The organism is Mangrovicoccus ximenensis, from assembly GCF_003056725.1.
Taxonomy (GTDB): domain Bacteria; phylum Pseudomonadota; class Alphaproteobacteria; order Rhodobacterales; family Rhodobacteraceae; genus Mangrovicoccus; species Mangrovicoccus ximenensis.
The window spans coordinates 997,519-1,010,492 of record NZ_QBKZ01000001.1; the positions used below are offsets into that span (position 1 = coordinate 997,519).

Here is a 12,974-nt window from a genome sequence, read left to right on the forward strand (position 1 = left end):
CGCCGACGGCGCTGGGGGGATAGCCCTGCCCCGACGCAGGGGCCGCGACCGCCAAGGCGAACGCAAGATGCAGGAAGGGGAACCGGCCGGGATGCCGGGCGGGGGACAGGCGCATGCGCGGCCTCCTTGGCGGCGCCGGTCCTGCCGGTCCGCGATGTCAGATGGGGGAAGCTCCGGTCCCGGACGGGAACCGGAGCGGCGCGTCAGCCCAGATTGGCTTCGGCGAACTCGTAATTGGCGAGATTGTCGAGGAAGTTCGTCACGTAATCCGGGCGGCGGTTGCGGAAATCGACGTAGTAGCTGTGCTCCCAGACATCGAGGCCGAGCAGAGCCTTGCCCTCGCCGGTGGCCAGCGGGTTCGCGCCGTTCGGGGTCTTGGTCACGCCGAGGCGGCCATCGGCCTTCTGGATCAGCCAGGCCCAGCCCGAGCCGAACTGCCCGACCGCCGCCGCCTTGAACGCATCCTTGAAGTCCGCAACCGAACCGAAATCCTCGATGATCTTCGCTTCCAGCGCGCCCGGGATGCCGCCGCCCTTGGGCGACAGGGCGTTCCAGAAATGGATGTGGTTCCAGTGCTGGCCGGCATTGTTGAACACCGCCTGGCGCGCATCGTCGCCATAGGCCGCGGCGACGATCTCCTCGAGGCTCAGGCCCTTGAGGCTGTCATCGGCCTCCACGAAGCCGTTCAGCGCGGTGACATAGGCCTGGTGGTGCCGGTCATGGTGCAGCTCCAGCGTCTCCTGGCTCATGCCGCGCGCGGCGAGGGCTGCATGGGAATAGCTCAGGGCGGGCAGATCGAATGCCATGTCGCGTCTCCTTCATGCGCCGGGCTTGCGGATCGCGGCCCGGGGCGTTATTAAAACAAGCAGGTGCTTTGAAAAACATCCGGACGAATATGTCAAGCGATCACTTGGAAAAAGAAGGGCGGCCTGCGCAGAGCCCGTCCGAGCGCGTTCTGATGGCGCTGAAGATGCACGGCGCCCAGACCTCGGCCGAGACCGGCCGCCGACTGGGCATCACCGGCGAGGCGGCGCGCCAGCAGCTGCAGAAGCTGGCCGAGCAGGGGCTGGTGACGGAAGAGCGGCGCTCTTCCGGGCGCGGGCGGCCCTCGGTGCACTGGCATCTGAGCGAGGCCGGACAGGCGCGGTTTCCCGATACCCATGCGGCGCTGACCGTGGGGATCCTGCGCTCGGTGCGGGATCTGCTGGGCGAGGAGGCGCTGGACCGGATCATAGGCGACCGCGAGCGGGCGGCGCGCGAAGACTACGCCGCTGCGATGCAGGGCTGCGCCAGCCTGGCCGAGCGGGTGGCGCGCCGAGCGCCCGCCCCGCTCCGCCGCCTGAGGGCGGCACCCGTTCCGCCCTGCCCCGCCGGACCCCGCCGCACCCCTGATCCGGGTGCCGACCGGGACCGGTTTCCCTTGGATTCAGGACAGGCATGCGAGGCAATTTCCATGCGCGGACGCTATCAGGCCCTGGCGATGCTCGCCCTGGGCGCAGGCCTCGGGGGCGGCGTGGCCCTCGAACGGTACCACCTTTCCGCCCCTGGGGCACAGGAAGGCGGACCTGAAATTCTCTACTGGGTCGCGCCGATGGACCCGAACTACCGCCGGGATGCGCCCGGCAAGTCGCCCATGGGCATGGACTTGGTCCCGGTCTACGAGGGCCAGGAACCGGCGGGCGATCCGGCGGAGGTGAGGCTCTCGGCCGCCGAGATCAACGCCATCGGCGTGCGCACCGCGGTGGCGCGCAGCGAGGAAATCGCGCGGGAGATCCGCACCGTCGGCTATGCCGGCTGGGACGAGCACCGCACCGCCCATGTCCATACCCGCGTCGAGGGCTGGATCGAGCGGCTGGACGTGCGCGCGATCGGCGACCGCGTGGAAGCGGGCGACCTGCTGTTCGAGCTGTTCTCGCCGGAGGTCGGCGCCGCCACGGCGGAACTGGTGCGTGCCATCGAGGACAGCCCGCGCGCCCGCATCGTCGAGATCGCCAAGAACCGGCTGCGCAGCATCGGACTGTCGGATGCCCAGATCGAGGAGATCGCCCGGACCCGCGAACCCGCGCGCAACATCCGCATCCATGCCCCGCAGGACGGGGTCGTCGTGGCGCTGGAAGCGGCGGAGGGCATGTACCTGAAGCCGGATGTCCGGGCCATGACGCTGACCGATCCCGGCCGGATCTGGCTGATCGCCGAAGTGTTCGAGCGCGATCTGGGACGGCTGTCGCCCGACATGCGGGCGGAGGTGCGGTTCGACCACCTTCCCGGCGAAGTGTTCGAGGGGCGGATCGACTACATCTATCCCGAGCTCGACAGCGTGACCCGCACCCTGCCGGTGCGGCTGGTTCTCGGCACGGCGGAGGGGCGGTTGCGCCCCGGCATGTTCGGCTCGGTCCGGCTGCTGCCTGCCGCGGCGCATGCGGCGGTCACCGTGCCGTCGGAGGCGCTGATCCGCACGGGCCGCCAGACCGTTGGCCCTGGCCCAGAGGGTTGCGGCGTCCGACGGCGGCGCGTTCAGGATCGGGGCACGGAGCATGCTGGTCATGGCCCTTCTGCAGCACGCGCCGCCGCCGCCGCCAAGGAAAATGCGCGCCGCGCCCGGCCTTCCCCTGCGCCACGCCCGGAATGCCGCAACCGGAGGCTTCACCGGCGCCCGTTCCGGCAGCATTGCGCACGCCTCCGTGCGCTGCGCTCCGCAAGTGTCACTGCCGCGTGTCAATGGTTGCAGCGGGGTTGAGTTTGCCGCGGCTGGGCGGCATCTCTGGGAACATTCCCGCCCCGAGCCAGCCAGCAGGAGTCGCGCCGATGGTGCCCGAACGTTTCAGCTTTCCCGGCCATGACGGAGCAGAGCTGGCCGCGAGACTGGATCTGCCCGACGGTCCCCGCCTTGCCACCGCCCTGTTCGCGCATTGCTTCACCTGCGGCAAGGACATCGTGGGCGCGCGCCGGATCGCCTCGCGGCTGGCGGCGATGGGCATCGCGGTGCTGCGCTTCGATTTCACCGGGCTCGGCCATTCCGCAGGCGAATTCGAGAACACCACCTTCACCACCAATGTCGCCGACGTGATCGCCGCCGCCCGGGCGCTGGAGGTCCGCGGCATGGCGCCCGACCTGCTGATCGGCCATTCGCTGGGCGGCTCTGCGGTGCTGCGGGCCGCAGCCGAGATCCCTTCGGCCCGCGCCGTGGTGACGATCGGCGCCCCCTTCGATCCCGGCATGGTCACCCGCAACTTTGCCGAGGCCCTGCCCGAGATCGCCGCCGCGGGCGCGGCCGAGGTCAAGCTCGGCGGGCGGCCGGTGCGGATCGGCCAGGGCTTCGTCCGGGACGTCTCGGAGGCACAGCTCGAACCGGCGATCCGCGATCTCGACAAGGCGCTGCTGGTGCTGCACGCGCCGCGCGACGAAGTGGTCGGCATCGACAACGCCACCCGCATCTTCCGCGCCGCGCGCCACCCGAAAAGCTTCGTCACGCTCGCCGATGCCGACCACCTGCTGAGCAATCCCGAGGATGCCGAATATGCCGCCGAGGTGATCGCCGCGTGGGCCGGCACCAAGATGCGGTTGCGCCAGCCTGCCCCGCCGATCGGCGCCCCCGAGGGCATCGTGCGGGTCTCGGAGGCCGATTCCGAGGGCTTCCTGCAGGACGTGACCAGCGGCCCCTACCACCATGCGCTGGCCGACGAGCCGATGGCCTATGGCGGCACCAACAAGGGCATGTCGCCCTATGGCTTCCTCGCCGCGGGCCTCGGCGCCTGCACCTCGATGACCATCCGGATGTATGCCCGCCGCAAGGGCTGGCCGCTCGACCATGTCTCGGTCGACGTGACCCATGACAAGGTCCATGCCCAGGACTGCACGCCCGAGATCGCGTCGAAAATCGACCAGTTCAAGCGCACCATCCGGCTCGAGGGCGACCTGAGCGAGGCGCAGCGGCAGAAGCTGATCGAGATCGCCGACCGCTGCCCGGTGCACCGCACGCTCGAGGCCAGCTCGCGCATCCTGACCTCGCTGGCGGAGTGACGCGCATGCGCGCTTTGCGCTTCTGGACCTGCCGGCCCGTTCTGCGCTAGGCCAAGGACGATCCCTCGTGACCAGTATCCTCCCGGAGACCGCCAGTCCCATGTCCAGCAAGCAGACCGAAACCCTGTCCCTCCTGGGCAAGGAACTGGGCCAGTTTCTCCTGATCTGCGGCCTCGCCTTCGGGCTGATGCGGCTGACCGAGCATTACTGGCAGGACGTGCTGACCATGCTGGGCAGCAGCGCCGCGATCATGGCGGCGATGCTCCTGGTCAAGCGCAGCTTCGCCGTGGCCGTCACCGGGCTGGCCGCTGCGGTGCTGGGTCCGACCTTCGCCATCCATGCGGTGAAGGCCGGGGCGCTCAGCTTCGCCGCGCCGCATCTCGAAGGCATCCCGGCCTGGCTGTTCCCGGTCTGGGGCGCGGGCGGCATCTTCTTCGCCAGCCTCTACCAGTTCCTGCGCGTGCTGATCGCCCAGGCCGAAACCCTGCGCGCCAATGATCCCGGCTCAGAGGACAGCTAGGCTCGCCCTCCTCCTCGCCGCGCTGGCGGGTCCGGCGGCCGCCGAGCCTGCGATGCTGCCGCCCGAGGCCCATGCCGGCTGGCAGGCGATCGGTCGGCTGAACACCCTGGGCTACCGCAACCGCGCGATGTGCACCGCGACGCTGGTCGCCGCCGATACCGCCGCCCGCGAGGCGATGGGCTGGACCGCCGCACCTTTCGACGTGCCCGAGGAGATCCGCCGCGCCTGGGGCCGGGTCACCGAGCGCGGGAATACGCTTCGCGCTGCCTGGGCCGCCCGCGTGAAAGCGAGCCCCAAGGCCGAAGCCTTCGCCGCTTCGCTCGCCCGCCCCGATGCTGGCACGCTCGATGCGGCCATCACGGCCTACAAGGCGCGGCTTGCCAAGGACGCGCCCAAGGTCGCCACCCGCAAGGCCAGCGAGATGGCGCTGGAAGTGGTCAACGACACGCTTCCGAACAGCATCGGCGGCTCGGCCGACCTGACGGGGTCGAACAACACGAAGACTGCGGCGATGCGGCCGGTCACCCGCGACGACTATGCCGGCGACTACCTGCATTACGGCATCCGCGAACATGCGATGGCCGCGGCGATGAACGGGATCGCGCTGCATGGCGGGTTCTTCGCCTATGGGGGAACCTTCCTGGCCTTCGCCGATTACTGCCGCCCGGCGATCCGGCTCTCGGCCCTGATGGGCGTACCGGTGGCCTATGTGATGACCCATGACAGCATCGGCCTCGGCGAGGACGGTCCCACCCACCAGCCGGTGGAGACCATCGCCTCGCTCCGGGCGATGCCCAACCTGACCGTGATCCGCCCCTGCGATGCGGTGGAGACGGCGGAGGCGTGGCAGATTGCAGTGGTGTCCCCTGCCACGCCGACGCTTCTCTGCCTGTCGCGCCAGAACCTGCCCACGCTCCGGACCCGCCATATCGACGCCAACATGGTGGCGAAGGGCGCCTATCTGCTGCGCGATCCCGCCCGCCGCGACGTGACGCTGATCGCCACCGGGTCCGAGGTCGAGCTGGCCATGGCGGCGGCAGAGCAGCTGGCCAGCGAAGGCGTGCAGGCCGCCGTGGTCTCGGCGCCGAGCTTCGAGCTCTTCGCGACGCAGCCGGAGGAGTACCGGCGCGAGGTCCTGGGCAAGGCCCCGAGGGTCGGCTGCGAGGCCGCGATCCGCCAGGGCTGGGACCTGATGCTGCGCCCCGAGGACGGCTTCGTCGGCATGGCGGGCTTCGGCGCCTCCGCGCCTGCAGAGGAGCTTTACCGCCATTTCGGCATCACGGCAGAGGCCATCGCCGATGCCGCCCATGCAAGACTGTGAGGGGGAGACCATGACGACCAAGGTTGCCATCAACGGCTTCGGACGGATCGGCCGCAACGTGCTGCGCGCCATCGCCGAAAGCGCCCGCAACGATATCGAAGTGGTCGCGATCAACGATCTCGGACCCGTCGAAACGAACGCGCATCTGCTGCAGTTCGACTCGATCCACGGCCGCTTCCCCCGCGAGGTCACGGTCTCGGGCAACGCCATCGACATCGGCCACGGTCCGATCGAGGTCACGGCCGAGCGCGACCCGGCCAAGCTGCCCTGGAAGGACGTGGACGTGGCGCTGGAATGCACCGGCATCTTCGCCGAACGCGCCAAGGCGGCGCTGCATCTTGAGAACGGCTCGAAACGCGTGCTGGTCTCGGCCCCCGCCAATGGCGCGGACAAGACCATCGTCTTCGGGGTCAACCATGAAAGCCTGACGGGCGGCGACCTCGTCGTCTCGAACGCCTCCTGCACGACGAACTGCCTCAGCCCGGTGGCCAAGGTGCTGCACGCGGCGGTCGGCATCAGGCGCGGCTTCATGACGACGATCCACAGCTACACAGGCGACCAGCCGACGCTCGACACGATGCACAAGGATCTCTACCGCGCCCGCGCCGCGGCGATGTCGATGATCCCGACCTCCACCGGCGCGGCACGGGCCGTGGGGCTGGTGCTGCCCGAGCTGAACGGCCGGCTCGACGGCGTCGCGATCCGCGTGCCGACGCCCAATGTCTCGGTCGTCGACCTGGTCTTCGAAGCGGCCCGCGACACGACGGCGGAGGAGATCAACGAGGCGATCCGTGCCGCCGCCACGGGGCCCCTTCAGGGCATCCTCGGCTTCACCGAACGCGCCAATGTCTCGATGGATTTCAACCATGACAGCCGCTCCTCGGTTTTCCACATGGACCAGACCAAGGTGATGGACGGCAACATGGTCCGGATCCTGTCGTGGTACGACAATGAATGGGGCTTCTCGAACCGCATGGCCGACACCGCCGCCGCGATGGGGAGGCTGATCTGATGGCCGTTCCCTCGATCCTCGATGCCGATGTCCGCGGCCGCCGCGTGCTGGTGCGCGCCGACCTGAACGTGCCGGTCGAAGACGGCCGCGTGACCGACGCCACCCGCATCGAACGCTTCGCCGAGGGCATGCGGGTGCTCTTGGAGCGCGGCGCGCGGCTGGTCATCCTGACCCATTTCGGCAGGCCCGATGCGGGCGAGCGCAACCCGGACTTCTCGGTCGACAAGCTGCGCCCCGCCCTGTCGAAGGCGCTCGGCGTGCAGGTGAAATTCTCCGATGTCTGCGCCGACGAAAGCGCGGTGATCCTCAGCCGCTCCCTGAGAGACGGCGAAGCTCTCCTCTGCGAGAACCTGCGCTACAACGCGGGCGAGACCGGCAACGATCCGGGCTTTGCCGCCGAACTGGCGCGGCTCGGAGACCTCTACGTGAATGACGCGTTCTCCTGCGCCCACCGGGCGCATGCGTCGACGCATGCATTGGCGGGCCTCCTCCCCGCCTATGCCGGGCCGCTCCTGATCGGGGAACTCGATGCGCTCTCTGCCTCCCTGGACGCGCCGGAGCGGCCCGCCTGCGCCATCGTCGGAGGCGCCAAGGTCTCCACCAAGATCGCGGTGCTGAAGAACCTCGTGACGCGGCTCGACCACGTCATCATCGGCGGCGGCATGGCCAATACCTTCCTCGCCGCCCGCGGCGCGCCGATGGGCCGCTCGCTGCACGAGCCGGGCGAGCTGGAGACGGTGCAGGAGATCTTCGCCCTCGCCCAGGGCCATGGCTGCCGCCTCCACCTGCCGCTCGACGTGGTGGTGGCGCGCGAGTTCCGCGCCTTCGCCCCGGCCGACACGGTCGCGTCCTTGCGGGCGCGGCCGGCGGGCTGCTTGCGGGCAGCCTCGGGCTTCTCGACGCGGCGACCTTCCGGGCGCCGGAGTCGATCATGCTCTTCGCGCTGGCCGTGGTCGGCGGCGCCGGGTCCTGGCTCGGCGTGGTGATCGCGGGCATCCTCTACCGGGTGCTGCCGGCGCTGTTCAATAACTGGGGGATAGATGCCGACCTGACGCTGGTGATTTTCGGCGCGGCGCTGCTGCATGCGCTGATCACCGCGCCCGAGGGCCTGTCGGGGCAGATTCTCGCCCTCTTCCGCCGGAGGGCGAAGGCATGATCGAGATCTCGGACCTGACCGTCAGATTCAGCGGCGTCACGGCCATCGACGCGCTGAGCGTCGCCTTCACCCGGCCGGTCAACGGCATCATCGGCCCGAACGGCGCGGGCAAGACCACGACGATGAACGCGATCTCGGGCTTCGTCGCCTGTTCCGGCAGCCTGCGCCATGACGGCGAGGAGATCGGCCGCCTGCCGCCCTACCGGCGCACCCGCTGGGGGCTGCGCCGGTCCTTCCAGCGCGAGCAGATCGCGGGCGATCTGAGCATCGCGGAGAACCTCCAGGCGATCCTCGACGGCCTGCCCATGTCCCGCGCCGAGAAGCGCCGCGCGCTCGCCGAGGCGCTGGAGGCGACCGGGCTCCGCGCGGCTCGCCCAGGGCAAAGCCGCCGCGGCCGCCGGGCTCGGTCTGGCGCAGCGCGTCGATCGTCACGCGGAATTCGCCGAGCGCGCCCTGCGCCTTGCGCAGCCGTCCCTCGATCACGTCGAAGGCGCGGCTGTCGGGCAGCTCGCCTGCCTGTTCCAGAAGCACGGTGACGCCCAGGTGCGGGGCAAGCTGCGCCGCTGCTTCCAGCGCGGCTTCCGCCTCGCCGAGGATCAGGCAGAGCCCTTCGGACACCACGTCGAGCGACTTCTCGGGCGCGGCGGGCAGCAGCGCCTCGGCGACGAGGGCGGACATTTTGGGTAGTTTCGACGCCGGATCGGCGCTCCACCCGGCCCGGTCGCGGAGGTCTAGAAGCGGGGCCGGCTCCACCCCAAGCTCTTCGGCGAGGGCCTCGAAGGTGCGCGACTCCTGGGTGCAGCAGATCACCGCTTCTCCCTGCGTCAAGGCCTTGGCCGCGAGGTCGATCTGAGCGGTGCAAAGCGCCTTGCAGGGGGTCCGGACCGCCACGCCCGCCGAGTCGGCCAGGGCCTCTGCCCCGATCGTCTGGGTTCCCATGCAATCACATGTTATCAGGGTCTTGGTCACGCTTTCCTCCCTGGCGGGCAGGCCTGATCGGCGCCTGCCGTCGCTCGGCTAGACCCCCAGCTATCCTTGATTCGCCCCGGTCCACAACTCAATTTCTGCGGGCGCTGGCGCCTGCGGGGGCGGCCTGCGCGGCGCGGATGGCCCGGGTGATTCGGATGCCGCGGCGCAGCACTCCGATCCGCCAAATCGCCGCCCCGGACAGATTGTCCTTGATACCTTCAGCACCCCCTTGGGGCAGGACAAAATGTCCAGAGTTCGCCCAAGAATTGAGCGCGTTGCGAATTGGCCCTTTCTTGCGGCGAATTACCTGCTTCTATCGGGAGCGGAGAAGGACGGGATATCGTGACAGGCCATCCGAGCAACGACCAATACATGCCGGTGGGCGTCGTGATCCGGCGCACCCCGGGCGTCACCCGCTGGGCGAAATGGGCCTGGCAGGCGGTTGCCGTGCTGCCCGGCGCCGGGCCGGCGGACTGGCGCGAGCTGCGCCGCGAGGGCGAAGCCGTGGAATACCATGCCGCCACCGTGCCGCTCGAACTCTACCGGGCCGAGACCGAGGCCTATCTGCACGGCATCACCGCCCGCACGCCCAGCGTCTATGTCGTGATGCGCCATTGCACCGGAGACCATCCCTTCGAGATCGCGCTGATCACCGCTTCGCCCTACGAGGCGCAGGACTACTGCGACAGCGGCGAGGACATCGTCGAGAAGGTGCCGATGCCCGCGGGGCTTCTGGCGTGGGTCGGCGATTTCGTCGAGCGCCACCATCACGAGGAAGAATTCGTCAAGCGCCGCCGCGACCGCGCCAAGGTCGACGGCAAGCAGGACGGGATCGGCGATCCGCGCATCGCCAAGCCCGGTGACATCTACGCCTCGCCCGCGCTCAAGCGGGAGCGGCTGCAATGAGCGATTTCTGGTCCCGCCGCCGCGCTGCCGTCGAGGCCGAGACCCGCGCCGAAGAGGCTGCGCAGGAAGAGCTGCGCCGTGCCGAGACCGAGGCCGCGCTGGACGAGAAGACCGACGAGGAACTGCTGGAGGCGGCGGGGCTGCCGCTGCCCGAGGAGATCACCGGCGGCGAGATGGCGCGCCGGTTCCTCGAGGCGCAGCTGCCGAAGCGGCTGAAGACCCGCGCGCTCAGGGCGCTGTGGCGGTCGAACCCGGTGCTGGCCTGCCTCGACGGGCTGAACGACTACGACGACGATTTCACCTCCGCTGCCGCGCAGCCGCTCCTCGACACGACCTACCGGGTCGGCAAGGGGCTGCAGGCGCATCTGGACCATATCGCGAAGGCGGCCGAGCCCGCGGAGCTGCCCGAGGCGGAACCCGGGGCGGACCAAGACGCCGCCGCGGTGCTGGCCGAGGCCGGGACAACGCCCGCCTGGCCGTCATAGGCGCCGCCCTGGCCGACGGTGTCGAGATGCGAGCCGACATGCAGCGCTGGCGCGCTGCGGTCGGCGCCGGCCATGCGGGCAAAGAGGTTGCCTGCCGCGTCGGTCGAGATCTCCAGCCCGAGCGCGGCCGCCTCGTCGCGGATCACGTCATGGGCGCGGCTTTCGAGGTCCGAATAGGACGGCCGGGTCCAGCCGGGTCCGTCCCGGCCGATGTCATTCACCCGGGCGAGCACCCGCTCGACGGTCTCGCGGATCGCGCTCATGCTCCCGCCGCCTCCGTGCCCAGCCGGTCGGCATTCACGCAGGTCGCGGGCAGTCCGCCCTTCAGCACGGTGACGACATTTGCGGCCGCGCCGCGGGCGACGCGGATCAGCGCCTCCTCGGTGGTGGCGCCCAGATGCGGGGTGAAGATCACCTGCGGGAAGGCCGCGAGCGGCCCTTCGGGCGCACCATGCTCGTAGACGTCGAGCCCGGCCGCCGCGACCTGGCCAGAAGCCAGCGCGCCGGCCAGCGCTGCCTCGTCCAAGATGCCTTGGCGCGCGGTATTGACCAGGATCGCCCCTGGCTTCATTGCGGCGAAGCGGGCGGCATTCATCATGTGGCGGGTCTCGGGGCGCATCGGCGTGTGCAGCGACACCAGGTCGGCGCGGGCGAGCCCCTCCTCCAGCGTCGCGACACGTTCGTAGCCGCCGGTTTCGGGCGCGCGCGGCGAATGCACCAGAACGGTCATGCCGAGCGCCAGATCCAGCATCGCGGCAAGCTGCCGGCCGATATTGCCCCAGCCGACGATCAGCGCGGTCTTGCCCTGCAGCTCCATGAAGGAGGCGCTTTCGCGGAAGCCCTTCTGTCCGGCGCGCTCTGCCCGGTCGCCTCCGGCGATGCCCCGCGCCGCTGCCAGAGCGAGCCCCAGCGCGATTTCCGCCACCGAGCGGGCATTGGCGCCGGGCATGTTGCAGACCGGGATGCCGCGGGCCGAGGCGGCATCCTTGTCCACCGCGTCGTGGCCACTGCCATGGACCGAAATCGCGCGCAGCTTTCCCGCGGCGGCGATCGCGTCGCGCGACAGCCCGGCATCGCGGGTGATGACGGCATCGCAATCGCCGATCAGCCCGGCGACGGTGCCCATGTCGGCGGCCGGACAGCGCACCGGCTCGATCCCCTCGGCACGCAGCAGCGCGTGACCTTCCTCGTGAATCGGCTGGATGATGAGACATTTCATGAACGGCGGGCCTTCTGGTCTTCGAGCGCGTCGAGCCGTTCGAGGACGGCATCGCGGGCATGGGAAAGGTGGTCGGTCATCAGCCGGGCGGCGGCATCGCCGTCGCCCCGGCCGAGGGCGTCGAGGATCGCGAGATGCTCCTCGAAGCCGCTGAGATAGCGTTCGGGCACCTGGGAACGGTCGAACATGCAGGTGCGGCGGCGCAGCCCGGCGACCACATCGATCACCGCGCGGTTGTTCTGCGCGTCGAGCATCATCGCGTGGAATGCGTCGTCGAGCTCCCACTGGCCGCCATTCCCGCGGCCGGCGATGAAGGCGCGGGTGCGCGCGGCCATCTCCTCGATCCGCGCGGGGGCAAGCGCCGTGGCGGCGGCCCGGGTGGCTTCGGGCTCCAGCTGGAGGCGGAGGAAGAAGATTTCCTCGATCTCGGCACGGGGCAGGCGGCGCACCTTGAGGAAGCGGCCCTCCTGCACGGCGAGCCCCTCGCTCTCGATCCGCTTGATCGCCTCGCGCACCGGCGTGCGCGACATGCCGAGCGCCTCGCCGCCGCCCGGCAGCTCCGCCGCGCGAACGCCGGATGCGGGACCAACCGGCCCGGCCGCGGCTGCTGCGCCCCCCTCCGGACAGAGCCATGCCGATTGAGGGACGGACGCTCGCAGGAGGGACGCACCAGCCCGGCGCCGGTGCTAGCCCGCGACTTCGACGCTGAGAACCGTGGGCAGGTGGCGGGCGATCTCCTGCCAGCTCTCGCCCTCGTCGGCGCTGGCGAAGACCGAGCCGGTATTGGTGCCGAAGAACACGGAGGCCGGGCGGCCCGGCCCGACCGCCATCGCCTGGCGCAGCACGGTGAAATAGCAGGCCTCCTGCGGCAGGCCCTCGCGGCAGGCGCGCCAGCTTTCCCCGGCATCCTCCGATTTCCATACCGCCGCCTTCGCCCCGGGCGGAAACCGCCCCTGGCTGTCGCCGTTCAGGGGCAGCACCCAGAGCATGTCCGGGTCCCCGGGATGGACCCCCACCGGGAAACCGAAGGCCGAGGGCAGCCCCTCGGCGATGTCGTCCCAGCTGCGCCCGCCGTCGCGGGAGCGGAAGACGCCGTGATGGTTCTGTTGATAGAGCACCCCGCCCGGCCCCCGGCCGATGTTGTGGACGCAATGGCCGATCTCGTCCGGCGCCCCGAAAGGACTGCGCGGCGGCGCGGCGGTGTTCGAGCGCCGCACGCGCCGTTCCCAGCTGGCGCGGCCATCCTCGGTGGCGAAGACCCCGGCGGCGGAGATGCCGACCCAGAGCGCGGCGGGACTGTCGGACGCGCCCGCAGAGGCGCTGCCCCCCGCCGCGGAGCGGCTGCCGCGCAATCCGCGGATCATCG

The 12,974-nt window shown here is 70.3% G+C and carries 12 protein-coding genes and 2 pseudogenes; 10 read left to right on the plus strand and 4 right to left on the minus strand.

Annotation, left to right across the window (positions count from 1 at the left end; genetic code table 11):
• Positions 1-203: 203 nt before the first annotated feature.
• The gene (locus C7T91_RS05455) at positions 204-806 is read right to left on the minus strand and encodes a superoxide dismutase (protein WP_108258302.1); all 603 of its coding nucleotides are present in this window, start codon (positions 804-806) and stop codon (positions 204-206) included.
• 152 nt (positions 807-958) lie between these two features.
• Between C7T91_RS05455 and C7T91_RS05460 the strand changes: the two genes are divergently transcribed.
• The 10 genes and pseudogenes from C7T91_RS05460 (at position 959) to C7T91_RS05505 (ending at position 10,389) form a co-directional block, all read left to right on the plus strand.
• Positions 959-2,737: an efflux RND transporter periplasmic adaptor subunit gene (locus C7T91_RS05460; RefSeq protein WP_330848809.1), complete on the plus strand. Its 1,779-nt coding sequence runs from the start codon at positions 959-961 to the stop codon at positions 2,735-2,737.
• Between the two features lie 68 nt (positions 2,738-2,805).
• Positions 2,806-4,020, plus strand: coding sequence for a bifunctional alpha/beta hydrolase/OsmC family protein (locus C7T91_RS05465; RefSeq protein ID WP_108258303.1), 1,215 nt, complete (start codon positions 2,806-2,808; stop codon positions 4,018-4,020).
• 100 nt (positions 4,021-4,120) lie between these two features.
• On the plus strand, positions 4,121-4,540 hold the full coding sequence (locus C7T91_RS05470; RefSeq protein WP_108258304.1) for a hypothetical protein: 420 nt from the start codon (positions 4,121-4,123) through the stop codon (positions 4,538-4,540).
• A 136-nt stretch (positions 4,541-4,676) separates the two neighbouring features.
• Positions 4,677-5,861, plus strand: a pseudogene (locus tag C7T91_RS05475) (transketolase-like TK C-terminal-containing protein); the annotation flags it as partial.
• 10 nt (positions 5,862-5,871) lie between these two features.
• Complete coding sequence (gene gap / locus C7T91_RS05480; protein ID WP_108258306.1) at positions 5,872-6,873, plus strand: type I glyceraldehyde-3-phosphate dehydrogenase; 1,002 nt, start codon at positions 5,872-5,874, stop codon at positions 6,871-6,873.
• The gene (locus C7T91_RS05485) at positions 6,873-7,859 is read left to right on the plus strand and encodes a phosphoglycerate kinase (RefSeq protein WP_201741962.1); all 987 of its coding nucleotides are present in this window, start codon (positions 6,873-6,875) and stop codon (positions 7,857-7,859) included. Before gap ends, C7T91_RS05485 begins: the two co-directional genes overlap by 1 nt.
• Complete coding sequence (locus tag C7T91_RS05490; protein ID WP_201741963.1) at positions 7,805-8,029, plus strand: hypothetical protein; 225 nt, start codon at positions 7,805-7,807, stop codon at positions 8,027-8,029. Before C7T91_RS05485 ends, C7T91_RS05490 begins: the two co-directional genes overlap by 55 nt.
• Positions 8,026-8,565, plus strand: a complete 540-nt coding sequence (locus tag C7T91_RS05495) for an ATP-binding cassette domain-containing protein (RefSeq protein ID WP_108258307.1) — start codon at positions 8,026-8,028, stop codon at positions 8,563-8,565. Before C7T91_RS05490 ends, C7T91_RS05495 begins: the two co-directional genes overlap by 4 nt.
• 805 nt (positions 8,566-9,370) lie before the next feature.
• Positions 9,371-9,904, plus strand: coding sequence for a DUF3305 domain-containing protein (locus C7T91_RS05500; protein ID WP_108258523.1), 534 nt, complete (start codon positions 9,371-9,373; stop codon positions 9,902-9,904).
• Complete coding sequence (locus tag C7T91_RS05505) at positions 9,901-10,389, plus strand: DUF3306 domain-containing protein (protein WP_108258308.1); 489 nt, start codon at positions 9,901-9,903, stop codon at positions 10,387-10,389. The genes C7T91_RS05500 and C7T91_RS05505 overlap by 4 nt, the downstream gene beginning before the upstream one ends.
• Positions 10,390-10,648: 259 nt before the next feature.
• Here C7T91_RS05505 and C7T91_RS05510 read toward each other — a convergent pair whose 3' ends face one another.
• The 3 genes and pseudogenes from C7T91_RS05510 to C7T91_RS05520 form a co-directional block, all read right to left on the minus strand.
• Positions 10,649-11,608: an NAD(P)-dependent oxidoreductase gene (locus C7T91_RS05510; RefSeq protein WP_108258309.1), complete on the minus strand. Its 960-nt coding sequence runs from the start codon at positions 11,606-11,608 to the stop codon at positions 10,649-10,651.
• On the minus strand, positions 11,605-12,138 hold the full coding sequence (locus C7T91_RS05515; RefSeq protein ID WP_108258310.1) for a GntR family transcriptional regulator: 534 nt from the start codon (positions 12,136-12,138) through the stop codon (positions 11,605-11,607). The genes C7T91_RS05510 and C7T91_RS05515 overlap by 4 nt, the downstream gene beginning before the upstream one ends.
• A 156-nt stretch (positions 12,139-12,294) precedes the next feature.
• Positions 12,295-12,903: pseudogene (locus C7T91_RS05520) on the minus strand (WD40/YVTN/BNR-like repeat-containing protein); the annotation flags it as partial.
• Between the last annotated feature and the right edge of the window lie 71 nt (positions 12,904-12,974).